This is a genomic window from Kitasatospora sp. NPDC004272 (assembly GCF_053603035.1).
This window is the reverse complement of the sequence record NZ_JBSGET010000093.1, coordinates 1-22,322: the sequence shown is the minus strand read 5'-3', so window position 1 is coordinate 22,322 and position 22,322 is coordinate 1. Positions and strand designations below refer to the sequence as shown.

Here is a 22,322-nt window from a genome sequence, read left to right as displayed (position 1 = left end):
CCCGGCCGCGGGCTCAGAACAGGCTGACGGTGATCGTCACGGTGGCGCCCTGCTCGGCCGGGGTGTTCGCCGCGGGGGACTGGCCGGACACCTTGCCGATCGGGATCAGGCCGGCGATCTCCGGCACGAACCCGGCGTCCTGGAGCGCCCGCGAGGCGTCCTCCTTGCTCATCCCCTTCACGTCCGGCACCAGGTGCATGCCCTTGGAGACGGTCAGCGCCACCGGCGAGCCGGGCGACAGCTTGCCACCGGCCGCCGGCTCGGTGGAGACCACCGAGCCCTTCGGCACGGTGTCGCTGAACACCTCGGTGCTCGCCCCCGCCGTCAGCCGGGCGTCGGCCAGCGCCTTGGCGGCGTCCGCCGCCGACCGGCCGGTCACGTCCGGCACCGGCACCCGCTCCGGGCCGCGCGAGAGCACCACCTTCACCGCGTCGCTCTTGCGGACCTTGGTGCCCACGCCGGGATCGGTCGAGATCACCTGCCCGGCCTGCACCGACTCGCTGAACTGCTCGCTGTACGAGCCGTGCAGCCCGTCCTCGTCCAGCGTCGCCGCCGCCTGCTCCCGGCTCTGCCCCAGCACGCTCGGCACCGTCGCGTACACCGCGTTGGACAGCGCGTACGTCACGCCGCCCACCAGCAGCAGCAGCGCCACCAGCACCGCCGACCAGATCAGCGGGCGGCGGCCGAACGGCGAACGGCGGGAGGGGCCCGGCAGGCCGCGCGGCGGATCGTCGTTGACCGCCGGGCGCACCGGCGGCAGCAGCTCCGGCGGGACCTCCAGCACGCTGGTGCGGTCCAGCGCCGGAACCCGCTCGATCACCGCGGTGGCCTCGCCCGGGCTGTGCACCGGGGTGGGCCGGGTCGAGGCGGGCGGCTCGGCGTCCAGCTGCGCGGCGGGCAGCGAACGGCGGGCCCGCTGCACCGAGGCCAGCAGCTCCACCGCGTCCCACGGCCGGGCCTGCGGGTCGCGGGCGGTCGCCGCCGCCACTATCGCGTCCAGCTCCGGGCCCACCGCGGGGGCGGTGCGGGACGGCGGCGGGACGTCCTCGTGCAGGTGCCGGTACATCACCTGGGCGGCGTTCTCCCCGGTGTGCGGCCGGGCGCCGGTCAGCATCTCGTACAGCAGGATGCCCGCCGCGTAGACGTCCACCCGCTGGTCGGTGGGCTCCTGGCGGATCTGCTCCGGCGCCAGGTAGGCGACGGTGCCCAGCAGTTGGCCGGTCTCGGTGGCCGAGGTGGCGGTGGAGTCCGCGCCCTCCAGCACCCGGACCAGGCCGAAGTCGGCGACCTTCACCAGGCCGGTGTCGGTGATCAGCACGTTCTCCGGCTTGACGTCCCGGTGCACCAGGCCGGCCCGGTGCGCCGCGCCGAGCGCCGCCAGCACCGGCTCCAGCACGTCCAGCGCGGCCCGCACCGACAGCGCCCCGCGGTCGCGCAGCACGTCGCGCAGGTTGCGGCCGGGCACGTACTCCATCGCCATGAACACGGCCTGCGGGTCGGCGCCCTGGTCCAGCACGTTCACCACGTTCGGGTGGGCGAGCCGGGCCACCGCCTTGGCCTCCCGGATGAAGCGCGCCGTGAAGTCGCCGTCCCCCGCCAGCGAGGGGTGCATCACCTTCAGCGCCACCGTCCGGTCCAGCCGGGTGTCGGTGCCCCGGTAGACGGTCGACATGCCGCCGACCGCGATCCGCTGCTCGACCCGGTAGCGGCCGTCGAGGAGCACGCCGTACAGGGGGTCGTCGAGGGTCATGTCCACCCGAGGAGTCTAGGGGTTGGGTATTCGGAGGGGCCCGTCGGCGGGCCGGTCACCACAGGGACGACGGGAACAGCACGAACACCGCGAACAGCAGGATCACCAGCAGCGCGTGCACGACCAGCGCGCCGACCCCGGCCCGGTACAGCCGGACCGAGAGCGGCGCGCCGGGATCCGGGACGCTCACGCCGATCGCGGCACCGGACAGCACCAGGAACAGCGGCAGCGGTACGAGGGGCGCGCCCTCGACCAGCAGCCAGAGGTCGAACAGCGCCACCGGGCCGCAGGTCAGCACCGCGCCCAGCACGCTCGTCCCGCGCCCGTCCGTCCCCGCCATCAGATCCCCCGATCCCCGTACGGCGTTGCCATGGTGGCAGCCGCCCCCGGCCCGGGCACGGTCGGCGGGCGAACCGTTCCCGAACCGGGACACGCGGCGTTCCGGGGCGCGGGTCTCAGAACGCGGGGCGCTCGCGGGTGTCGGCCAGGCCGGCGGTGGGGGAGGACGCCTCGGCGTAGTAGCGGCGCGGGATCCGGCCCGCGCGGTGGGCCAGCCGACCCGCCTCGACGGCCCGGCGCATCGCCTCCGCCATCAGCACCGGCTCCTGGGCGCGGGTCACCGCGGAGGCCAGCATGACGGCGGAGCAGCCGAGCTCCATCGCCAGCGCGACGTCGCTCGCGGTGCCCGCGCCCGCGTCCAGCACCACCGGGACGTTCGCGGACTCCACGATCAGCTGGAAGTTGTGCGGGTTGCGGATGCCCAGGCCGGAGCCGATCGGCGAGCCCAGCGGCATGATCGCCGCGCAGCCGACGTCCTCCAGCTTGCGGGCCAGCACCGGGTCGTCGTTGGTGTACGGCAGCACGGTGAAACCGTCGTCGACCAGCGTCTCGGCGGCGTCCAGCAGTTCGATCGGGTCGGGCAGCAGGGTCCGCTCGTCGGCGATCACCTCCAGCTTCACCCAGTCGGTGCCGAGCGCCTCCCGGGCCAGCCGGGCGGTCAGCACCGCCTCGCCCGCGGTGTAGCAGCCCGCCGTGTTCGGCAGCACCCGGATGCCGTTGCGGGACAGCACCTCCAGGACCGAGCCCCGGGTGGTGGTGTCGACCCGGCGCATCGCCACCGTGGTCAGCTCGGTGCCGGACGCCCGCAGCGCCTGCTCCAGCACCTCCAGGCTGGGCGCGCCGCCGGTGCCCATGATCAGGCGGGAGGAGAAGGTGGTGCCGGCGATGACCAGCGCGTCGTCAGCCATGGTTCAGCCTCCCTGGACGGCGGTGAGGATCTCCACCCGGTCGCCCTCGCCGAGCGCGGTGGCGGGCCACGAACTGCGCGGCACCACCGCCTCGTTGACGGCGGCGGCGACGCCGGTGTTGGCGGCCGACACCTCGGCGACCACCACGTCCAGCGTGGTGGCGGCGGGCAGGATGCGCGGCTCGCCGTTGACGGTCAGGGCGATGGTGTTCATGCGGCGGCCTTCGGGGTGAAGCGGTCGGGGGTGAAGTCGCGGGCCAGCGGCGGGAGTTCACCGTCGGCCAGGTAGTCGGCGAGCAGGTCGGCGGTGACCGGGGTGAGCAGCACGCCGTTGCGGTAGTGCCCGGTGGCGGCGGCCAGCCCGTCCAGCGCGGTCGGGCCGAGCAGCGGCGCGTTGTCGGGGGAGCCCGGGCGCAGGCCCGCGCCGGTCTCCACCAGCGGCAGTTCGGTGATGCCGGGCACCAGCTCGTGCGCGTCCCGGAGCAGCTCGTAGACGCCGCCCGCGGTGACGGTGGTGTCGTGGCCCAGCTCCTCGGTGGTCGCGCCGACCACCAGCTCGCCGTCGGCCCGCGGCACCAGGTACAGGTGCTGCCCGCGCACCACCGCCCGCACGTTCCGCGAGAGGAACGGCCCGTGCGCGGTGGGCATCCGCAGCCGCAGCACCTGCCCCTTGACCGGGCGGACGGCCGGCAGCACCCCCACCGGCAGGCCCGGCAGCAGGTGGCTGCGCGAACCGGCGGCCAGCACGGTGCGTCCCGCCGCCACCCGCTCGCCGGTCGCCAGCCGCACGCCCGCCGCCCGACCGCCCTCGACCAGCAGTTCGGCGGCCTCGGCCCGGTGGAACACCACGCCCGCCAGCGCGCAGGCGGCGACCAGCGCGGCGGCCAGCCGGCGGCCGTCCACCTGGTGGTCGTCGGCGACGTGCAGGCCGCCGCGCACGCCCGGCGCCAGCATCGGCTCCAGCCGGCGGCACTCGCGGCCGGTCAGCCACTCGGACGCCAGGCCCAACCGGCCGTGGAAGGCGTGCAGTTCGCGCAGTTCCGCGCGGTCGTCGGAGTCCAGCGCGACCGCCAGCGTGCCGGTGGCCCGGTAGCCGGTGTCCAGGCCGGTGAGCTCGGTCAGCTCGGCGGCGAAGGCGGCGTAGCGCTCGTTCGACGCCATCCCCAGCCGCAGCAACGGCTCCTCGCCGTACTGCAGTTCGGTGACGGGGGCGAGCATGCCCGCGGCGACCCGCGCCGCGCCGCCGCCCGGGTGCGGGTCGACCACCGCGACCGACAGGCCGCGCTGCGCGGTGCGCCAGGCGACACCGAGCCCGATGATGCCCCCGCCGACCACCAGTACGTCCAGCGCACGGGAATGTGCCACAGCGGTTGGATCTCCCTTCGCCGGCATGACCCGGATCAGGTTCGGACGGTCGCGGGCCGCCGCAGCCCGCCTCTCAGCCCGGTGCGCCGGGCTCCCGTGTGACGTAGTAGCCCCAGCTTAACGCCGGGTCCGTCCGCCCCCGAAGGCGCGTGGGTAGGGTGGACGCCGTGGCTGAGCTGAAGGCAACGGACCGGGTCGTCGTGGTCGGCACGGGCATGGCGGGCGCCCAGGCCGCCCTCGGGCTGCGGCAGGGCGGCTGGCAGGGCCCGCTCGCCCTGGTCGGCGAGGAACCGCACCTGCCCTACGACCGCCCCCCGCTCTCCAAGGACGTGCTGCTCGGCAAGGCCGACGCCACCGCCTTCGAGATCGACTGGCGCGGGCTCGGCGTCGACCTGCTCACCGGCCGCCGCGCCACCGGCCTCGCCGACGGCGTCCTGCGCACCGACCGCGGCGAACTGCCCTACGACGCCCTGGTGATCGCCACCGGCGCCACCGCCCGCACCCTCCCCGGCCTGCCCGGCGCCCGCACCCTGCGCACCGTCGACGACGCCCACGTGCTGCGCGCCGCGCTCACCCCCGGCCGCCGGATCGTGCTGGTCGGCGCGGGCTGGATCGGCGCCGAGACCGCCACCGTCGCCCGTGGACTCGGCTGCGAGGTCACGGTGCTGGAGGCCGCCGCCGCCCCGCTGGCCGGCGCGCTGCCCGCCGAACTCGGCGCCCTGATGGCCGACTGGTACGCCGCCGCCGGGGTCGACCTGCGCTGCGGCGCCGCGGTGGCCGGCGCCGCCGACGGCGGGGTGCTGCTCACCGACGGCACCCACCTGCCCGCCGACGAGGTCGTGGTCGGCATCGGCGCCCGCCCCGCCACCGACTGGCTGCTCGGCGGCCCGCTCGTCCCCGACCCCGACGGCACGCTCCCGGTCGACGACCGGCTGCGCACCGCCCTGCCCGGCGTCCTGGCGGCCGGCGACTGCGCCGCCTACCCCTCCGCCCGCTCCGGCACCCGGCTCGCCGTCCAGCACTGGGACCACGCCCTGCACTCCGGCGCCGCCGCCGCGGCCTCCCTGCTCGGCACCCTCGACACCCCGTACGACCCCGTCCCGTACTTCTGGTCCGAGCAGTTCGGCCGGATGGTCCAGTACGCCGGGCGGCACGCCGGGGCCGACCACCTGCTGTGGCGCGGCTCCCCGTCCGACCCGGACTGGACGGTGCTCTGGCTGCGCGACGGCGCCCTGGTCGCGCTGCTCGCCGTCGACCGGCCGCGCGACCTGGCCCAGGGCCGCCGCCTGATCGAACGCGGCGGCGCGCTCGACCCGGCCCGCGCCGCCGACCCGGCCGTCCAGTTGAAGGCCGCCGCCCGGTAGCGCCTAGGCTGGGGGCGTGAGCGAGATTGATCCCAAGATTGACGCCCTGGTCCCTGCCTGGCTGTACCTGCCCGACATCTCGGAGCGGTGGGGCGTGGTGATCACCGAGGTCCGTGACATGGTGCGCAACCGCACCCTGCTGGCGGTCCGCCGCGGCCCCAACAAGTCCCTCCAGGTCCCCGCCGACTTCATCGAGGACGACGGCCCGGTCAAGCACCTGGTCGGCACCCTCACCGTGCTGCGCGACTGCGGGTTCTCCGACCAGGAGATCCTGGAGTGGATGTTCACCGAGGACGACTCCCTGCCCGGCAGCCCGATCCAGGCCCTGCGCGAGAACCGCGGCACCGAGGTCAAGCGCCGCGCCCAGGCCATGGCCCTGTGACGGCCCGGGAGCGCCTGGCGGACGCCCGGCTCTACCTCTGCACCGACGCCCGCCGCGAGCAGGGCGACCTGCCCGAGTTCCTGGACGCGGTGCTCGGCGGCGGCGTCGACATCGTCCAGCTCCGCGACAAGGGCCTGGAGGCCAAGCAGGAACTGGCCCACCTGGAGGTCTTCGCCGACGCGGCCCGCCGCCACGGCAAGCTGCTCGCCGTCAACGACCGCGCCGACGTCGCGTACGGGGCCCGCCCCGACGTGCTGCACCTCGGCCAGGACGACCTCCCGGTGGCCGTCGCCCGGCGCATCCTCGGCGAGGACGTGCTGATCGGCCGCTCCTGCCACGCCGAGGGCGAGGTCGACACCGCGCTCACCGAACCCGGCGTCGACTACTTCTGCACCGGCCCGGTCTGGCCCACCCCGACCAAGCCCGGCCGCCACGCCCCCGGCCTCGACCTGGTCCGCTACGCCGCCGCGCGGCGCCCCGAGCGCCCCTGGTTCGCCATCGGCGGCATCGACCAGGACAACCTCCAGCAGGTCCTCGACGCGGGCGCCACCCGGATCGTCGTGGTCCGCGCCCTCACCGCCGCCGAGGACCCGGCCGCAGCGGCCGCCGCCCTGGCCGCCCGCCTGCGCTAGGCCCTCCGGGCGGGACGCTCCTGCGCCGGTTCCCGGGAGGAGCCCCGCCCCCGGCCGGGAACCGTACGCGCGCGGTTCGCACTCCGTGCAGGCATGAACCTCACCGCGCCCGCCCGCCGGGCCCGCCGGGCGGCCCTGCTCGTTCCGGCGCTGCTCGGCGCCGCCGTCGTCGCCTTCCTGGCCCAGCGCCCGCTGGGCGGCCACCGCGCCGGGTGGAACGGCTGGGTCGGCACGGTCAACGGGATCGTCTTCCTGGCCGCGGCCGCCCTGCCGGTGGCGGTGCTGGCGGTCTGGGCGCTGGCCCGCCGCCGCCGGGCGGCCGGGGCGGAGCCGGGGTGGGCGCGGCGCTCGGCGCTGGCCGAGGTCGGCGCGGTCTACGGGACGGCGCCCTGGGTGTGGATGATCCTGCTGCCGGGCGTCGACCCGGGCGGCCCGCGCCGCCGGGTCAACCTGGTGCCGCTGCACGACGTCGCGGAGATCGTCGCCGCCGGCCCGCCCGCCACCGCGGTGGCCCAGATCGTCGGCAACATGCTGGTGTTCGCGGCGCTGGGCTTCCTGCTCCCGGTGCGGTTCGCGGCGTTCGCCTCGGTGTGGCGGGTGCTGGCGCTCGGCGCGGCCTGCTCGGTGCTGGTGGAGGCGGCCCAGTACGCGCTGCGGCTGGACCGGGTCTCCTCGGTCGACGACGTGCTGCTGAACGCGGGCGGGGCGGCGCTGGCCGCGCTGGCCGCGCGCCGCTGGTGGCGGAGGGCCTGACCCGGGCCCTCCGTCAGTACTTGCGGACCGTCGCGGCGTCGGCCAGCGCCCGGAGCACCTCGCGGGTCGGGCCGTCGGCGACCGGGGCCGCGTCCAGGGCGTCCAGCGCCTCGGTGAGCAGTGCGTCGATCCGGGCCTCGACCAGGCCGGGGGCGCCGCTGAGGGTGATCAGGTCGCGCAGTTCGGCGATCTCGTCGGCGTCCAGGTCGGGGGCGCCGAGCCGGGCGTCCAGGTGGGCGGCGTCGGCCCGGCCCAGGCCGCGCACGGCGTGCGCGACCAGCAGGGTGCGCTTGCCCTCGCGCAGGTCGTCGCCGGCCGGCTTGCCGGTGACGGCGGGGTCGCCGAAGACGCCCAGCAGGTCGTCGCGGAGCTGGAACGCCTCGCCCAGCGGCAGGCCGAAGTTCCCGAGGGCGTCGACCAGGCCGGGGGCGGCCCCGGCCAGCAGCGCGCCGACCTGGAGCGGCCGCTCGATGGTGTACTTCGCGGACTTGTAGTGCAGGACGGTCCGGGCCCGGTCGACCGCCCCGTCGTCGGCGGAGTCGCCCGCGACCGGCTCCAGCACGTCCAGGTACTGGCCGAGCATGACCTCGGTGCGCATCAGGTCGAAGGCGGGCTTGGCGGCCGACACGGCGGCCACCGGCAGCCCCGAGCGCTGGAACAGCTCGTCGCACCAGATCAGCAGCAGGTCGCCGAGCAGCACCGCGGCGGACGCCCCGTACTGCTCGCGGTCGCCGCGCCAGCCGCCGGCCCGGTGCAGGTTCTCGAAGCGGCGGTGGACGGCGGGCAGGCCGCGCCGGGTGTCGCTGCGGTCCATCAGGTCGTCGTGCACCAGGGCGCTGGCCTGCAGCAGCTCCAGCGCCGCCGCCGCGCGCTCGATCCCGGGCTCGTCGGCGGCGCCGCCGGCCGCCCGCCACCCCCAGTAGCAGAACGCCGGGCGCAGCCGCTTGCCGCCGTCGAGCAGGAAGTCGCGCAGCGCGTCGGCGACCGGGCCGAGCTGGTCGGAGATCCCGGAGAGCAGGGCCGTCCGCTCGACCATGAACGTGCCGAGGGTGCGGTTCACGCGGTCGCGCACGTCCTCCGCGTCGACGGGGTTGCGGGGAAGACGGATGGAGGAGGGCACCTGAGACTCCGGATCGAGGGGGCTGACAGTCAGATTAACGCTCCGGCCGGGGTGGCCCGTTCCACCCGCCGCCCGGCGGCCCTGAACCGTTCGGCCGAAAATCTCAAGTGGCGTCTCAGCCGGTGGACGGCGTTTGTCCGCGCCGAGCCGCCGACGGATAACCTTCCTGCATGGCACTCGGGATCCCCTCCACCAGAAGCGACCGCGCACAGACCGTGCGCGACCTGCTGGCCGCCGGCGACCGCTCCTTCTCCTTCGAATTCATGCCGCCGCGCAACGAGGACGGCGAGCGCAAGCTCTGGGACGCGATCCGCCGCGTCGAATCCCTGGAACCCAACTTCGTCTGCATGACGTACGGCGCGGGCGGCTCCTCGCGCGGCCGCACCGTCGACCTGGTCGGCCGGATCGCCACCGAGACCACCCTCACCCCCGTCGCCCACCTCACCGCCGTCGACCACTCGGTCGCCGAGCTGCGCAACATCATCGGCCAGTACGCCGACCAGAACGTGCGCAACGTCCTCGCGGTCCGCGGCGACCCGCCCGGCGACCCGATGGGCGAGTGGGTGCGCCACCCCGAGGGCGTCAGCTACGCCGCCGAACTCGTCGAACTCATCAAGGGCATCGGCGACTTCTGCGTCGGCGTCGCGGCCTTCCCGCAGATGCACCCGCGCTCGGAGAGCTGGGACGACGACATCCGGCACTTCGTCGCCAAGTGCCGGGCCGGCGCCGACTACGCGATCACCCAGATGTTCTTCGAGGTCGAGGACTACCTGCGGCTGCGCGACCGGGTCGCCGCGGCCGGCTGCGAGACGCCGATCATCCCGGAGATCATGCCGGTCACCAACAGCCGCCAACTGGTGCGCTTCCCGCAGCTGTCCGGCTCCGCCTTCCCGGACGACTTCCGCCGCAAGCTGGAGGCCGTCGTCGACGACCCGGCCGCCGTCCGCGCCGTCGGCCTGGAGCACGCCACCAGCATGGCCGAGCGCCTCCTCGCGGAGGGCGCCCCGGGCCTGCACTTCATCACGCTGAACCACTCCACCTCGACGCTGGAGATCTACCAGAACCTCGGCCTGCACACCCGCTGACCCGCTGCGCGGGGGCGCCGCCAGGACTCGCTGCGCGGGGTGTCTCCGTGCCCGCTGACCGCTGCGCGGGGCTTGCCGGGCGGTCGGAGGCCGCTGCGCGGGGCCTGGGGCCTGGGGCTCGTGGGGGCGTCCGGGATGAGGTGGTGTTCGCCCGGAGGCTGTACAGTCGCCCGCAACCGCGCGGTGATGGTGGCGTCTGGAGGTTGCGGGGATGGGCATCGGGTACCTGCTCCTCTACGGCGCGCTCGGCCTGGTCGCGCTCTGGCTGACGGCCGAACTGCTGCTGCAGAACCGCGCCCCGCTGCACTGGCGGGCGCTCGCGCTGCTGGGGTTCCTGGGCGTGGTCGCCGGGATGCTCTCCTCCTCGGTGGCGGCGATAGTGGCGGGCGCCGCCGGGTTCGGGCTCGGCCAGCTGATGGTGACCAACTCGGTCAAGCGCGGCCGCCCGGTGGGCTGGTCGCTGCGCCGCTCCGACGGCCGGCTGCCCGGCCCGCTGGCGAAGGTCCCGCTGCTGTCCGCCGCGACCGGCGGGACGGCCGCCGAGGCCGTCGCCGCGCAGCCGGTGGCGCCGGTCGGCGAGGTCGGCCCGGTCGAGGACGAGTCCGCCGACCACCGCGACTTCGGCGGCAGCCACGACCCGTACGCCCCTCACGCGCCGTACGACGCGCAGTCGGCCGGGTACGAGGAGTTCCAGCAGCTCGACGCGGGCGTCTACGTCCAGGAGCAGGCCGCCTACCAGGTCCCGCCGCAGCCGCAGTACGGCTACCAGCAGGACTACGGCTACCAGCAGCAGTACGCCCAGCCGCAGCCCCAGCAACTCCAGCCCCAGCAGCCGCAGTTGCAGCTGATCGGCTACGACCAGTACGGGCAGCCGGTCTACCAGGACCCCTACACCCGGCAGCAGTACCAGCAGCCGTACGTCCCGCCGCAGCCGCAGCAGGACCACGACTGGTACTACCAGCAGCAGTACTGACGCCCCGTCAGGCCGGGCCGAGCAGTCCGGCGGTGATCGAGGCGGACATGCCGACCCGGGCCAGCCCGCCGCCGGGGTGGGCGTGCGCGCCGATCAGGTACAGGCCCGGCCGGGTCGGCCCGTTGGCCTGGGCGAGGTGCCCGCCGGCCAGCGAGGGGGGCGGGACGGTGGCGGTCAGCCGGGTCTCGCGCCAGCGCAGCCGGGGGCGCAGGTCGAGTCCGGCGGCGGCCAGGTGGGCGAGCAACTCCCCGGCGTAGGCGTCCTGTTCGGCCGCGGTGAGGGTGAGGCCGGCGGGCACGGTGACGGTCAGCACGGCGGCCTCCGCGTCCGGGCCGGGGACGAGCGCGGGGTCGTCCGGGCGGAGCACCTGCACGGTGGGGCGCGGCGGCAGCGTGCGGTCGGTGAACACCGCGCGGGCCTCGGCGTCCGGGTCCGCGGCGTGCACCACGGTGCGGTGCGCGGTGTCCGCGGGGCGGGCGCCGTCCAGGGCGAGCAGCACGGTGAAGCGGCCCGGCGCGGGGTCGGCGGGCGCGGTGACGCCCAGGCCGGGCACGGCGGAGAGCACCGCGTCCGCGGCCAGCACCCCCTCGTCCGTGCGCACGCCCACCACCCGCTCGCCGTCGAGTTCCAGGGCCCGCACGGGGGTGTCGAAGCGGAACTCCGCGCCGCGCTCGCCGCACCGCTCGAACACCGCGTCGGCGAGCGCCCGCAGGCCGCCGTCGACGTACCAGACGCCGAACGACTGCTCCATGTACGGCAGCACGGTCGCCGAGGCGGGCGCGGTCCGCGGGTCCAGCCCGTAGCGCAGCGCGTACTCGCCGAGCAGCGCCGCCGGGCCCGGCCCGCCGCCCAGCTCGCGGGCCGCGTCCGCGAGGGTCGGCCGGCCGCGCGGCAGCAGCCGGGACAGGCCGCGGCGCGGCGGCGCCGGGTACGGGTCGGCCGGGTCGACCGCCGGGCGCGGCTCCTCCAGCAGCGGACGGCGGGTGGCCTCCCAGACCGTGCGGCCCCGGTTGAGCAGTTCGCCCCAGCGGGCGCCGCTGCCCGCCCCGAACGCGGCGTCCAGCGCCTGGCCGACCCCGCCCCGGGAGGCGTTCGGCAGCAGCAGTCCGGTGCCGTCCGGGAACAGGTGCCGGCTCTCCGGGTCCACCGGCCGCAGCCCGACCAGCCGTTCCAGCGGCTCCCGCCCGGTCTTCAGCGCCAGGTCCCGGTAGACGGCGGGCAGCGCGAGCAGCCCCGGCCCGGTGTCGAACCCGAACCCCTCCCGCCGGTACGACCCCACCTGCCCGCCGTGCGTCCCGGCCGCCTCCAGCACCGTCACCCGGTGTCCGAGGGTGGCCAACCGGGAAGCGGCGGCCAGACCGCCCATGCCTGCGCCGACGACGATGATCCGAGCCATGGCAGCAGATCCTATGCGCCCGGGCCCACCGCTCCGCCCGCCGCCACCGCCCCCGGCCCGTCCCTACCCCGCCGCCACCGCGCCCCCGGCCCGCCGGAGCGCCCGGCGCTCCCTGCGGCGCAGCCAGAACCGCCGGATCCGGGTGACCGCGAACCACACCAGCAGCACGCCGAGGGCCAGCAGGACGGCGGCGGCCGAGGCGGCCAGCCAGGGGTGGAAGATCGCCAGGGTGACCAGGCCGGCCACCGCGAGGTCCTCGGCGAGGCTCAGCAGGATGTTGGAGGCCGGTTCGGGCGAGGTGTTGACGGCCATCCGCAGGCCCGCCTTGACGCAGTGGCTGACCAGGGCCGTCGTCCCGCCGACCGCGCCCGCCGCGACCTCGCCCAGCGAGCCCGGGTCGTGGGCGGCCAGCAGCGCGCCGACCGTCGCGCCCGCGATCGGACGGACCACGGTGTGCACCGCGTCCCAGACGGTGTCCACGTACGGGACCTTGTCGAGCACCGCCTCGCACAGGAACAGCAGCCCGGCGGCGAGCAGCACGTCGGTGCGCCCCAGCACCGGCGGCACCGAGTCGGCCCCGCCGAAGCGGCCGAACAGGCCGAGCAGCAGGACCACGGCGTACGCGTTGATCCCGCTCGCCCAGCCGCTGGTGAAGATCAGCGGAACGGCCCCCACGTCGGCCCCCCTCCAGGCGTCCGCCCGGACCTCGGGCGGGACGCGCACACCGTACCCGGCCCGGCCCGCGGCGGGGGAGGGCGGCCGGACGGGGGGACTGAGTATCCGTACTCAGATCACCGGTTGAGTACCCGCACGGATACCCGCGGGCCCCGCGCGGCGGCAGAGTAGGGGGCACCGGGAAGGCCGCCGCCGGGCGGAGCCGCCCGGAGCGCTCGGGGTCAGGCCGCCGGTCAGGGGGAGCGACGGCCGACACCACGGCCCGGAGCGCGACCAGCGGCCGGAACGAGGGGCCCGGACACCGCCGACACGGGGCGGCGGAGTCCGGGCCCCTCCCCCCGGGGGGGAGTTCCGGGGAGGCCGGCCGCGGGGGACGACGGATCGGGGTCGGGGGACCCCGGGTTGTCAGACCCCCCGTTCACGATGGATGCATGCGCGGACCGACCGGTCCGGGCAAGGTCCGGAGTGAACGGGGGAGACCCATGACCATCAGCCGTCCTGAGCCTGTCGCCCGCCCTGCCGTCGATCAACCCGCCGTCGAGCAACCCACCCTGCCCACCTCCCGCGGGGCCGACGCCCACCCGGTGCTGCGCCGCGCCGCCGCGCCGCCGGCCACGCTCGAACTGCTCCGGCACGCGCACCGCACCCTGGTGCACGCCCGCGGCCGGCAGGACCCGCTGGAGCGCTACGCCACCGCCCACCTCGCCGCGCTGCGCGCCACCGCCGCCGTGCTCGCCGTCCGCGGCCGCCCGGTGGGGGGCCCGCGCCGCCGCCAGGCGATCCGCCCGGCCTGGGAGCTGCTGCCCGAGGTCGCTCCCGAACTCGCCGAGTGGGCCGCCTACTTCGCGGCCGGGGCGCGCCGCCGCGCGGCCGCCGAGGCGGGCATCGTCGGCGCCGCCGGCGAGCGGGACGCGGACGACCTGATCCGCAACACCGCCCTGTACCTGCGCATCGTGGAGCGGATCCTGGCCCTGCACCCCTGAACCCCGCTCCCGCCGCCCGGCGCCGCGCCCTGCGCCGGCACCGGTCGGTCTAAGGTGGGAGGCGTTCCCGCCGTGGAAGAACCGCCACGCGGAAGACCTGCCAAGAGGGGTGCCGCCTTGTATCCGACTCGTCCCCGCAGTGCGCTGCGTACCGCCGTGGTGTGGGAGGTGGTGCGGGAGGCGCTGGAGCGGCGCTCCGCCGCGCTCGGACGGCCGGTCCTGGAGGTCGTCGACACCGGCGGCGGCACCGGCAACTTCGCCGTGCCGGTGGCCCGGCTCGGCCACCGGGTGACCGTGGTCGACCCCAGCCCGGACGCGCTGTTCGCGCTGGAGCGCCGGGCCGCCGAGGCGGGCGTCACCGAGCTGGTCCGGGCCGTCCAGGGCGACACCCAGACCCTGCCCGAGCTGGTCCCGGCCGGGTCGGTCGACGCGGTGCTCTGCCACGGCGTCCTGGAGGTTGTCGACGACCCCGCCGAGGCGCTCGGCAACCTGGTGGGCACCCTCGGCGAGGGCGGCCTGGTCAGCCTGCTCGCCGCCAACCGCAACGGCGCGGTGCTGGCCCGCGCGGTGGCCGGGCAGTTCACCGAGGCCCGCACCGCGCTGGGCGCCGCCGACGGCCGCTGGGGCGCCGGCGACCCGATGCCCCGCCGCTTCACCGGCGAGCAGCTGGACGCGCTGGCCGCCGCCGCCGGGCTGCGGGTCTCCTCCGTGCACGGCATCCGGGTCTTCGCCGACCTGGTCCCCGGCGTCCTGGTCGACACCGAGCCCGGCGCGCTCGACGCCCTGCTCAAGCTCGAACTCGCGGCCGCCGAGCAGCCCGCCTTCCACGCCGTCGCCACCCAGCTGCACCTGCTCGCCGAGGTGATCTGACCCCCGCGGGGGGCACCAAGCGGGCCCCTGGCTCGTTGCAGGGGTGCGGGCCGCCGACGCGGTGGCCCGCACCACGCCTGATTGACCACGCCGAACCGCGGCCGTGGACCGTATGATCTGGGTAAAGCCGGTAAGCATGACGGCCAGACCGGTGGGGCATATGGACCACACAGGCCCGAGCCAGGGGTGGCGGACCGGTCGCCCCGCGACCGACGAGTAGGAGGACTCCGTGCCGCTCTCGGAGCACGAGCAGCGACTGCTCGAGCAGATGGAGCGAGCGCTGTACGCCGAAGATCCCAAGTTCGCGTCAGCGCTCGAGGGAACCGGCCTGCACACCTACACCCGTCGGCGGGTCTACCTGGCCGTGGCGGGGTTCGTGGCAGGCATCGCGCTGCTCATGGGCGGCCTGGTCGCGCAGGTCATCTGGGTCAGTGTGATCGGGTTCCTGGTGATGCTCGGTTGTGCGGTCCTCGCGGTCACCGCGTGGCGCCGCGGCCCGGCCGGGCACGGCCCACGACAGGCGGCAGCGCCACGCCGGAAGTCCGGCGTCGTGGACCGAATGGAACAGCGCTGGCAGCGGCGCCGCGACGAACAGAGCGGCCTGTAGCAGCGATCCTCCGACACCAGGTGATCAGCACCGCGTGACCGGCAGAACGTGATCCGCCCTGGGAGGGCTCCCCTCCCAGGGCGGATCTCTGCGTGCCGGGGGCTACCCCCGCTTCTTGCGGCGCAGCCGCCGGAACGGCCCGGCCAGCGCGGCCCGGACCGCCGCCACCCGTTCGGCCGTGCGCTCCCGGCGGGCCGCGGCCCGGTCCTGGGCGCGCCACCACAGCCGCACCGCGGAGGCGGGCAGCAGCAGCGCGCGCAGCCGCCGGGTCCGGGTGGCGCGGACCAGCAGCGCCTCGCGGGCGGTGCGGACGTCGGCCCCCAGGTGCGGGGGCGCGTCGGACTCGCGGGCGTACATCACCCGCTCGGTGGCGAGGGCGACCCGGCCCGCGGCGGCCGCCGATTCCGGGTCGAGCCGGACGTCCGCGGCCAGCCGGCGCACCGCGTTGCCCGGGGTGCGGGCCTCGTCCGGCGGGATGCCCAGGTCCCAGGCGGAGTCGACGAGTTCGGCCCAGGCGGCGAGCACCTGCTCGTCGGTCAGCCGCGGCCCGTCGGCGCCGGGCTGGTGGCGGCCGGCGCCGAGGCGGCGGCGGCGCAGCCCGGCGCGCCAGAACATCGGGAAGGACAGCGCCGCCAGCACCACCAGGACGCCCAGCACGGTCAGCAGGGCCGGCCAGCTCCGCCACCAGGACGTCTCGACGGTCCGGTGCTCGACCACCGCGCTCTCGTCGCCGCAGTCGCCCAGCTGGTGCTGCTGCGGGGGGCAGCTGCTGGAGGCGGACGGCTGGGCGGAGGGCTGCGCGCTCGGCGCGGCGCTGGTGGGCGCGGTGCTCGGCGCGCTGGTGGGCGCGGTCTGCTGCACGGAGTACAGCGGGGTGGTGCCCCGGTTCGGGGTCGGCTCGAAGCGCATCCAGCCGTAGCCGTTGAAGTACAGCTCGGGCCAGGCGTGGTAGTTGGAGCTGCGCACCACCCGGTCGCTGCCGTTGCCGCTGCCCGGGGTGAAGCCGATCGCGACCCGGGCCGGGATGCCCAGCGAGCGGGACATCGCGGCCATGGTGGCGGCGAAGTGGACGCAGAAGCCCTCCTTGTCCTGGAGGAACTTGGCGATGGCGTCCGGCCCGGTGCGCGAGTCGATCTTGGTGTTGTAGGTGAACCCGCCGCTGGTGAAGTACTGCTGCAGGGCGACGGCCTGGTCGTACGGGGTGGTCTTGCCCCTGGTGACGTCCCGGGCGGTGTCGGCGACCACCGCCGGCAGGTTGGACGGCAGGCCCAGGTAGCGCTTGCTGATGTCGGCGGGCGGGGCCCCGGCGGCGCGCAGCTGGGCCGCGGTGGCGTTGACCGACACCGAGCCGACCGAGTAGGTCATCCCCTTGCTCTTCTGGCCGTTCACGCCGCTCACGGTGCGTCCGACCGGGTCGAAGCGCCAGTCGGTGGTGGACGGCAGCTCCACCCAGGACATCGGGTAGGGCATCGGCAGCCAGGCGGTGCTCAGCCGGTCGGAGACCGTGACGGTGGTGCGGACCGAGGTGGTCGGGAGGTTCGGCAGCAGGCCCTCGGGGCCCGGCACGGTGGTCGGGATCGGCTGCAGGTCCTGCCGGCCGGTCAGCCACTCCTCGCCGTTGAACTCGCTGAGCTCGGCGATCCGCAGGTAGAGCTGGTCGACGTCGGGCGAGTCGGTGGAGAAGGTCAGCAGCTCGGTGTCGTCGCTGGAGCGCAGGTTGGCGGTGAGCGCGACGACCAGGTTCAGCGAACGCTCGTCGCTCCCGCCGTTCCCGCCGCCGCCGCCCCGGCTGTCGTGGTTGCCCAGGTCGCCGAACAGGCCGGTGCCGACCGCCGGGACGAACACCGGCAGCAGCACGGCGGCGGCCAGCGCGATCACGCCGATCCGGCGGCCGCCGTTGGACAGCGCCACGGCGGAGCGGCCGGTGCCGTGGAAGACCCGGCCCCAGCGGGTCAGCCGGTCCTGGCCCTCGACGTACAGCAGGCCCAGGTAGCCCGCCGCCGCGAGCAGGAACCACAGCCACAGGCTCCCCGGCGAGTCGGCCAGGCCGCCGGCCACCGAGTACAGGGCGAGCAGCGGCAGGCCCGCGGCCGCGGCCCGGCGGTAGGTGACCGCCAGCGCGTCGACCAGCACGGCCACCAGGGCCACCGAGCCGACCACGATCAGCCGCAGGCCGTCGGTGGCCGGGGCGGGGATCGCGTACTCCTGGACGTCGGTGCCGCCCTGGGTCAGCAGCGAGGAGACCGCGTCCAGCGCGCCCGGACCGGGCAGCAGGCCGAAGCTCATCGAGGACTGCACGCTGGTGAGCAGCAGCACGTACAGCACCACGACCAGCTGCAGCGGCGGCACCAGGGCCCGGGGCAGCGGCAGGGCGCGCAGCCCGGCCCCGGCCCCGGCCGCGACGGCGACCATCAGCAGCCAGTGCGGGGCCAGCGCGGCGGCGTCCTGGAACAGCGGGGACAGGCAGAGCGCGGCCAGGGCGGTGGCCAGGGCCGCGCAGAGCGTCAACTTGGCCCGGGTGGTCAAGCGCCGACCTCGTCTCGGTAGGGAACGGAGTTGTTCTGGGTGCGGTCGGCGGCCCGCCACAGGGCGGGCAGCGAGTCGCCGGCCCGCACCGGCAGCACGGTCCAGCCGGACTCGCGCAGCCTGGCCACCCGGGCCTCGACCTGCGCGTCCGCGGTCTCCGGCAGCAGGTGCCGCAGGCCGGACCAGGTGCCGGTGTCCAGCAGCAGGACGACGGCGCCGCCGGTGCGCCGGCGCAGCCGGGCCAGCCGCTCCACCTGCTCCTCGTCCAGCTCGCCGACGACCGCGACCAGCAGGCCCTCGCCGCCCAGGCGCAGCACCTCCTCGGCGCGGGCCAGGGTGCCGGCGTCGGAGAGCTCGACCACGGCCAGCGCGTCCAGCAGCATGCCGACGGACTCGGCGGCACCGGTGCCGCCGCCCACGCCGGGGTCGGGCACCGAGCGGCCGGTGTCGGTGAGCAGCCGGGTGCGGTAGCCGCGCTGCACCAGGTCGACCGCGACCGAGGCGGCGCAGGACACCGCCCACTCGAACGAGGAGGCCGGGCCGGAGCCGCGGTGCGCGGTCTCCCGGGTGTCCAGCAGCACGGTGGCGCGGGCCTGCAGCGGCTGCTCCTCCCGGCGGACCATCAGCTCGCCGTAGCGGGCGGTGGACTTCCAGTGCACCCGGCGCAGGTCGTCGCCGTGCCGGTACTCGCGCGGGATGACGTCGTCGTCGCCGGCCAGCGCCAGGGTGTGGCTGTTGGAGTCGCCCTGCCCGGTGGACTCGCCGGGCAGCCGGACCGGCGGCAGGTCCTGGACCTGCGGGACGACGGTGAGCACGTCGGCGGCGCTGAACGCGCGGGTCAGCTCGCACATCCCGAACGGGTCGGACAGCCGCAGCTGCAGCGGGCCCAGCGGGTAGCGGCCGCGCAGGTCCGAGCGGACCCGGTAGGACACCTCGCGGAAGCCGTGCGGCTCGACCCGGTCCAGCACGAAGCGCGGGCGCGGGCCCAGCACGTACGGGACCTTGTCCTCCAGCAGCAGCAGGCCGGTGGGCACCCGGGAGACGTTGTCCAGCCGCAGGTGCACCCGGGCCTCCTGGCCGGCCGCGGCCCGGTGCGGGCTGAGCCGGCGGCCGGAGGCCACCCGGTAGCGGGTGCGCACCAGCATCCCGGCGGCCGCCAGCGGCAGCACCGCCAGCAGCACGCCGACCTGGAACAGCGCGGCCTGGCCGAACGCGAACGCGCAGAGCGCGGCGGTCACGCCGGCCGCCAGGAAGGAGCGCCCCCGGGTGGTGAGTCCGCGCAGCGCGGCGCGGACCCCGTTGGCGCGGGTGGGCCGCGCCACCTCAGCGGCCCTGCGGGCGCGGGATCGGCAGTCGGGCCACCAGGTCGAGCACGACCTGCTCGACCGTGCGGCGGCTCAGCTGGGTCTCCGAGGTCGGCAGCAGGCGGTGCGCCAGCACCGGGGCGGCCAGCACCTGGATGTCGTCCGGGAGCACGTAGTCGCGGCCCTCCAGGGCGGCGTGCGCGCGGGCCGCCCGGACCAGGTGCAGGGTGGCCCGGGGGGAGGCGCCGAGCCGCAGTTCGGGGCTGGTGCGGGTGGCGGCGACCAGGTCGACGGCGTAGCGGCGGACCGGGTCGGCGACGTAGACGGTCTTCACCAGGTCGATCAGCTTGAGCAGGTCGGAGGCGTGCGCGACCGGCTGCAGGTCGTCCAGCGGGTTGGCCGCGGAGTGCAGGTCGAGCATCGCGAACTCGGCCTCGGCGCTGGGGTAGCCGATCGAGATCCGGGCCATGAAGCGGTCCCGCTGGGCCTCCGGCAGGGCGTAGGTGCCCTCCATCTCGACCGGGTTCTGGGTGGCGATCACCATGAACGGCGAGGGCAGTCCGTGGGTGGTGCCGTCGATGGTGACCTGGCGCTCCTCCATCGACTCCAGCAGCGCGGACTGGGTCTTCGGCGAGGCCCGGTTGATCTCGTCGCCGACCACGATCTGCGCGAAGATCGCGCCCGGCCGGAACTCGAAGTCGCGCTGGTGCTGGTCGAACACGTTGGTGCCGGTCACGTCGGACGGCAGCAGGTCGGGCGTGAACTGGATCCGGCGCACCGTGCAGTCCACCGAGCGGGCCAGCGCCTTGGCGAGCATGGTCTTGCCGACGCCCGGCACGTCCTCCAGCAACAGGTGGCCCTCGGCGAGGAGCACCGTCAGGGCGATCCGGACCGCCTCCGGCTTGCCCTCGATCACGCTTTCCACGGACTTCCGGACCCGGTCGACCACCGCCGCCAGTTCCGCCATCCCGGCTGATTCCCGCCGGTCGTAGCGGCCCGGCTCCGGCTGCTCCGTGCCCTGCCCGTTGATGGTCGTCACCCGTAAGCTCCCATGTTGCACAGTCGCCGGGCGGCTGGTTCGAGCCCGGCCCACCCCGAATACCTGGCGCATTCTTCCCTGTCCCACGGCCAGAAGTCACCCGCCCGGGCGACACGCGAAGGCTGTCCCGGTTTGGGACGGGGTACGGGCTCCCGCGGTTCGCCGCGGGAGCGGGGAATCCCGCGGAGCCGCCCGGCCGCCGTCCGCCGCGGGCAGCGGTTCGAACGGCTTCGCCCCGGTTCGCCCGGCGCACCCGCCGCCCCCCGCGCCCCGCCCCCCGGCGGGCCCCGCCGGCCCCCGCCCACCGGCCCGACCTGCGCGAACCGGTACGGCCGCCCGGGTGGTGCGCCGGAGCGGGGCGTTGACTGGCGGGGCGCGGACGATAGGCTGCAGGCGCAGTGGAGCACGGCGGACGGCGCCCGGGGACCGGGCGGCCCGGCCGCTCTCCGCGCCGGGCCCGCCCCGTACGCAGCCCGCGGCCTCCTCCCGCTCCGTGCCCACCTGGCGCACCTTCCCCGGTGCCGGGCGGTCGCTCCTTCCCCCGAGCGAGCGGGCGGGGACCACGGGCGGCGTGCGGCCCGGCCCGCCCGGTGCGCGAGAATGGCCCGGCCACACCGCACCTGAGGAAGGGCCCCGCCCCCGTATGAGTACCGACAGCCCCGCCCCCCGGCACATCCCGGTGATGCTGGAGCGCTGCCTGGACGCCCTCGCTCCGGCGATCTCGGCGCCCGGCGCCGTGGTGGTGGACGCCACCCTGGGCCTGGGCGGCCACAGCGAGGCCCTGCTGACCCGCTTCCCGGACGTCCGCCTGATCGCCGTCGACCGCGACCCGCGGGCCCTGGAGCTCTCCGCCGAGCGGCTCGCCCCGTTCGGCGACCGGGCCACCCTGGTGCACGCCGTGTACGACGAGATCCCGCGCGTCCTCGACGAGTTGGACGTCCCCGAGGTGCAGGGCGTGCTGTTCGACCTCGGCGTCTCCTCGATGCAGCTGGACGAGGCCGACCGCGGCTTCGCCTACGCCCAGGACGCCCCGCTGGACATGCGGATGGACCAGACCCGCGGCATCTCGGCCGCCGAGGTGCTCAACACCTACAGCCACGGCGACCTGGCCCGGATCCTCAAGGTCTACGGCGAGGAGCGGTTCGCCGGGAAGATTGCCTCCGCCGTTCTGCGGGAACGCGAGCGGGAACCGTTCACCAACAGCGCTCGTCTTGTGGAGTTGGTCCGCAACGCCATCCCGGCGGCCACCCGGCGCACCGGCGGCAACCCGGCCAAGCGGACCTTCCAGGCGCTGCGGATCGAGGTCAACGGCGAGCTGGAGGTGCTGGACCGGGCGATCCCCGGCGCGCTGGACGCCCTCGCGGTGGGCGGCCGGATCGTGGTGATGTCCTACCAGTCGCTGGAGGACCGCCTGGTGAAGCAGTACCTCCAGGCGGGCGCCACCTCCACCGCCCCGCCGGGCCTGCCGGTGATCCCCGAGGAGCTCCAGCCCTGGCTGAAACTCCTCACCCGCGGGGCCGAACTGGCCACCGAGGCGGAGATCGAGGAGAACCGGCGCGCCGCGCCCGTGCGGCTGCGGGTGGCGGAGAGGATCAGACGGACCCGGAGGTAGCCAGCCGCCGGGAACAGCGGAGCGAAGGGGAGTGGAGCGGTGCCGGTGGCCGGCGAGCGGATCCGGGGGAGCGTCCCCGGGCAGGGGGGCAGAGCACGGATCACCGTCCGGCCCGGGGCGCGCTCGATGCGGGGACGCACCCCGTTCGCGGTGCTGGTGGTCGCCCTGCTGTCGGCCGGGCTGCTCGGGCTGCTGATGCTCAACACCGCTCTGAACGAAGGGTCGTTCACGCTCGCCCGGCTCAAGAAGCAGACCACCGAGGCCACCGACCGGCAGCAGACCCTCCAGCAGCAGATCGCCGAGCAGTCCGCCCCCGACGCGCTGGAGCAGCGGGCCCGCGCGCTCGGCATGGTGCCCGGCGGCGACCCGGCCTTCCTCAACCCGGACGGCACGGTCACCGGCACCGCCAAGCCCGCCCAGGACAAGCCGCCGGTGCCGCGCCCCAGCAGCGCCGACCCCTCCGGCTCCGCCTCCGCCTCCGCCTCCGCCTCCGGCTCCGGTGCCCCTGCCGCGGAGCCGACCGCCGACCCCGCCGCGTCCGGGTCCGCGTCCGGGTCCGCCCAGCCGGGCGCGGGCGCGTCCCCCGCCGACCCCGGCATCGACCTGGCCCCGGCCCCGCCCGCCAGCCCGTCCGCCGGGG

Annotated in this window: 22 protein-coding genes and 1 riboswitch; of the genes, 11 read left to right on the top strand and 11 right to left on the bottom strand. The window is 75.9% G+C overall.

Going from position 1 to position 22,322, the window contains the following annotated elements; genetic code table 11:
• Nucleotides 1–13: 13 nt before the first annotated feature.
• The 5 genes from pknB to thiO all read right to left on the bottom strand — a co-directional run bounded on the left by pknB (nt 14) and on the right by thiO (nt 4,361).
• Entirely contained in the window at nt 14–1,750 is a 1,737-nt protein-coding gene (gene pknB, locus ACWEO5_RS25780; protein WP_452164637.1) for a Stk1 family PASTA domain-containing Ser/Thr kinase, read from the bottom strand.
• A 55-nt stretch (nt 1,751–1,805) separates the two neighbouring features.
• Nucleotides 1,806–2,090: a hypothetical protein gene (locus ACWEO5_RS25775; RefSeq protein WP_452164630.1), complete on the bottom strand. Its 285-nt coding sequence runs from the start codon at nt 2,088–2,090 to the stop codon at nt 1,806–1,808.
• Between the two features lie 115 nt (nt 2,091–2,205).
• On the bottom strand, nt 2,206–2,997 hold the full coding sequence (locus ACWEO5_RS25770) for a thiazole synthase (RefSeq protein WP_452164629.1): 792 nt from the start codon (nt 2,995–2,997) through the stop codon (nt 2,206–2,208).
• 3 nt (nt 2,998–3,000) lie between these two features.
• Nucleotides 3,001–3,210, bottom strand: coding sequence for a sulfur carrier protein ThiS (gene thiS / locus ACWEO5_RS25765; RefSeq protein ID WP_452164628.1), 210 nt, complete (start codon nt 3,208–3,210; stop codon nt 3,001–3,003).
• A complete protein-coding gene (thiO, locus tag ACWEO5_RS25760; protein ID WP_452164627.1) occupies nt 3,207–4,361 on the bottom strand; it encodes a glycine oxidase ThiO in 1,155 nt (384 codons plus the stop codon). Before thiO ends, thiS begins: the two co-directional genes overlap by 4 nt.
• Nucleotides 4,357–4,469, bottom strand: a riboswitch (TPP riboswitch). (Overlaps the previous gene by 5 nt.)
• Before the next feature lie 50 nt (nt 4,470–4,519).
• Between thiO and ACWEO5_RS25755 the strand changes: the two genes are divergently transcribed.
• From ACWEO5_RS25755 to ACWEO5_RS25740, 4 genes are all read left to right on the top strand, one after another.
• The gene (locus ACWEO5_RS25755) at nt 4,520–5,725 is read left to right on the top strand and encodes an NAD(P)/FAD-dependent oxidoreductase (protein ID WP_452164626.1); all 1,206 of its coding nucleotides are present in this window, start codon (nt 4,520–4,522) and stop codon (nt 5,723–5,725) included.
• A gap of 16 nt (nt 5,726–5,741) precedes the next feature.
• On the top strand, nt 5,742–6,107 hold the full coding sequence (locus tag ACWEO5_RS25750; protein ID WP_033216844.1) for an Rv2175c family DNA-binding protein: 366 nt from the start codon (nt 5,742–5,744) through the stop codon (nt 6,105–6,107).
• Nucleotides 6,104–6,739: a thiamine phosphate synthase gene (gene thiE / locus ACWEO5_RS25745; RefSeq protein WP_344554696.1), complete on the top strand. Its 636-nt coding sequence runs from the start codon at nt 6,104–6,106 to the stop codon at nt 6,737–6,739. Before ACWEO5_RS25750 ends, thiE begins: the two co-directional genes overlap by 4 nt.
• A 93-nt stretch (nt 6,740–6,832) precedes the next feature.
• Entirely contained in the window at nt 6,833–7,492 is a 660-nt protein-coding gene (locus ACWEO5_RS25740; RefSeq protein ID WP_452164625.1) for a VanZ family protein, read from the top strand.
• 13 nt (nt 7,493–7,505) lie between these two features.
• On the opposite strand, the gene ACWEO5_RS25735 is transcribed toward ACWEO5_RS25740, so the two are convergent.
• Nucleotides 7,506–8,612, bottom strand: a complete 1,107-nt coding sequence (locus tag ACWEO5_RS25735) for a polyprenyl synthetase family protein (protein WP_452164624.1) — start codon at nt 8,610–8,612, stop codon at nt 7,506–7,508.
• A 170-nt stretch (nt 8,613–8,782) separates the two neighbouring features.
• Between ACWEO5_RS25735 and metF the strand changes: the two genes are divergently transcribed.
• Both metF and ACWEO5_RS25725 read left to right on the top strand, forming a co-directional pair.
• The gene (gene metF, locus ACWEO5_RS25730; RefSeq protein ID WP_452164623.1) at nt 8,783–9,697 is read left to right on the top strand and encodes a methylenetetrahydrofolate reductase [NAD(P)H]; all 915 of its coding nucleotides are present in this window, start codon (nt 8,783–8,785) and stop codon (nt 9,695–9,697) included.
• A gap of 211 nt (nt 9,698–9,908) precedes the next feature.
• Nucleotides 9,909–10,670, top strand: a complete 762-nt coding sequence (locus ACWEO5_RS25725; protein WP_452164622.1) for a hypothetical protein — start codon at nt 9,909–9,911, stop codon at nt 10,668–10,670.
• Between the two features lie 7 nt (nt 10,671–10,677).
• Here ACWEO5_RS25725 and ACWEO5_RS25720 read toward each other — a convergent pair whose 3' ends face one another.
• Together ACWEO5_RS25720 and ACWEO5_RS25715 are read right to left on the bottom strand one after the other, a co-directional pair.
• Nucleotides 10,678–12,066, bottom strand: a complete 1,389-nt coding sequence (locus tag ACWEO5_RS25720) for a phytoene desaturase family protein (RefSeq protein ID WP_452164621.1) — start codon at nt 12,064–12,066, stop codon at nt 10,678–10,680.
• 63 nt (nt 12,067–12,129) lie between these two features.
• A complete protein-coding gene (locus ACWEO5_RS25715; protein WP_452164620.1) occupies nt 12,130–12,741 on the bottom strand; it encodes a DUF4126 domain-containing protein in 612 nt (203 codons plus the stop codon).
• A 482-nt stretch (nt 12,742–13,223) separates the two neighbouring features.
• Between ACWEO5_RS25715 and ACWEO5_RS25710 the strand changes: the two genes are divergently transcribed.
• The 3 genes from ACWEO5_RS25710 (at nt 13,224) to ACWEO5_RS25700 (ending at nt 15,201) form a co-directional block, all read left to right on the top strand.
• A complete protein-coding gene (locus ACWEO5_RS25710; RefSeq protein WP_452164619.1) occupies nt 13,224–13,724 on the top strand; it encodes an SAV_6107 family HEPN domain-containing protein in 501 nt (166 codons plus the stop codon).
• A gap of 117 nt (nt 13,725–13,841) precedes the next feature.
• Entirely contained in the window at nt 13,842–14,594 is a 753-nt protein-coding gene (locus ACWEO5_RS25705; protein ID WP_452164618.1) for a methyltransferase domain-containing protein, read from the top strand.
• 229 nt (nt 14,595–14,823) lie between these two features.
• Complete coding sequence (locus ACWEO5_RS25700; protein ID WP_033216855.1) at nt 14,824–15,201, top strand: DUF3040 domain-containing protein; 378 nt, start codon at nt 14,824–14,826, stop codon at nt 15,199–15,201.
• Nucleotides 15,202–15,303: 102 nt separating this feature from the next.
• Here the strand turns inward: ACWEO5_RS25700 and ACWEO5_RS25695 are convergent, their stop codons facing one another.
• Genes ACWEO5_RS25695 through ACWEO5_RS25685 form a run of 3 tightly spaced genes read right to left on the bottom strand, consistent with a single transcriptional unit; the run spans nt 15,304 to nt 19,998 of the window.
• The gene (locus tag ACWEO5_RS25695; RefSeq protein WP_452164617.1) at nt 15,304–17,727 is read right to left on the bottom strand and encodes a transglutaminase family protein; all 2,424 of its coding nucleotides are present in this window, start codon (nt 17,725–17,727) and stop codon (nt 15,304–15,306) included.
• Nucleotides 17,724–19,049, bottom strand: coding sequence for a DUF58 domain-containing protein (locus ACWEO5_RS25690; protein ID WP_452164616.1), 1,326 nt, complete (start codon nt 19,047–19,049; stop codon nt 17,724–17,726). The genes ACWEO5_RS25695 and ACWEO5_RS25690 overlap by 4 nt, the downstream gene beginning before the upstream one ends.
• Nucleotide 19,050: 1 nt before the next feature.
• Nucleotides 19,051–19,998: an AAA family ATPase gene (locus tag ACWEO5_RS25685; RefSeq protein WP_452164636.1), complete on the bottom strand. Its 948-nt coding sequence runs from the start codon at nt 19,996–19,998 to the stop codon at nt 19,051–19,053.
• Nucleotides 19,999–20,713: 715 nt separating this feature from the next.
• Here ACWEO5_RS25685 and rsmH point away from each other — a divergent pair.
• Together rsmH and ACWEO5_RS25675 are read left to right on the top strand one after the other, a co-directional pair.
• Nucleotides 20,714–21,682, top strand: coding sequence for a 16S rRNA (cytosine(1402)-N(4))-methyltransferase RsmH (gene rsmH / locus ACWEO5_RS25680; RefSeq protein WP_452164615.1), 969 nt, complete (start codon nt 20,714–20,716; stop codon nt 21,680–21,682).
• Nucleotides 21,683–21,808: 126 nt separating this feature from the next.
• Nucleotides 21,809–22,322 (top strand): FtsB family cell division protein (locus tag ACWEO5_RS25675; protein WP_452164614.1); only part of this gene is annotated, 514 nt, incomplete at its 3' end.

Bases quoted from the DNA above. Each gene is read 5' to 3' on its own strand.
- ACWEO5_RS25740 (WP_452164625.1), top strand. From the start codon at position 6,833: ATGAACCTCACCGCGCCCGCCCGCCGGGCCCGCCGGGCGGCCCTGCTC.
- pknB (WP_452164637.1), bottom strand. From the start codon at position 1,750: ATGACCCTCGACGACCCCCTGTACGGCGTGCTCCTCGACGGCCGCTAC.
- rsmH (WP_452164615.1), top strand. From the start codon at position 20,714: ATGAGTACCGACAGCCCCGCCCCCCGGCACATCCCGGTGATGCTGGAG.
- ACWEO5_RS25710 (WP_452164619.1), top strand. From the start codon at position 13,224: ATGACCATCAGCCGTCCTGAGCCTGTCGCCCGCCCTGCCGTCGATCAA.
- ACWEO5_RS25770 (WP_452164629.1), bottom strand. From the start codon at position 2,997: ATGGCTGACGACGCGCTGGTCATCGCCGGCACCACCTTCTCCTCCCGC.
- metF (WP_452164623.1), top strand. From the start codon at position 8,783: ATGGCACTCGGGATCCCCTCCACCAGAAGCGACCGCGCACAGACCGTG.
- ACWEO5_RS25685 (WP_452164636.1), bottom strand. From the start codon at position 19,998: ATGGCGGAACTGGCGGCGGTGGTCGACCGGGTCCGGAAGTCCGTGGAA.
- ACWEO5_RS25775 (WP_452164630.1), bottom strand. From the start codon at position 2,090: ATGGCGGGGACGGACGGGCGCGGGACGAGCGTGCTGGGCGCGGTGCTG.
- ACWEO5_RS25720 (WP_452164621.1), bottom strand. From the start codon at position 12,066: ATGGCTCGGATCATCGTCGTCGGCGCAGGCATGGGCGGTCTGGCCGCC.
- thiS (WP_452164628.1), bottom strand. From the start codon at position 3,210: ATGAACACCATCGCCCTGACCGTCAACGGCGAGCCGCGCATCCTGCCC.
- ACWEO5_RS25725 (WP_452164622.1), top strand. From the start codon at position 9,909: ATGGGCATCGGGTACCTGCTCCTCTACGGCGCGCTCGGCCTGGTCGCG.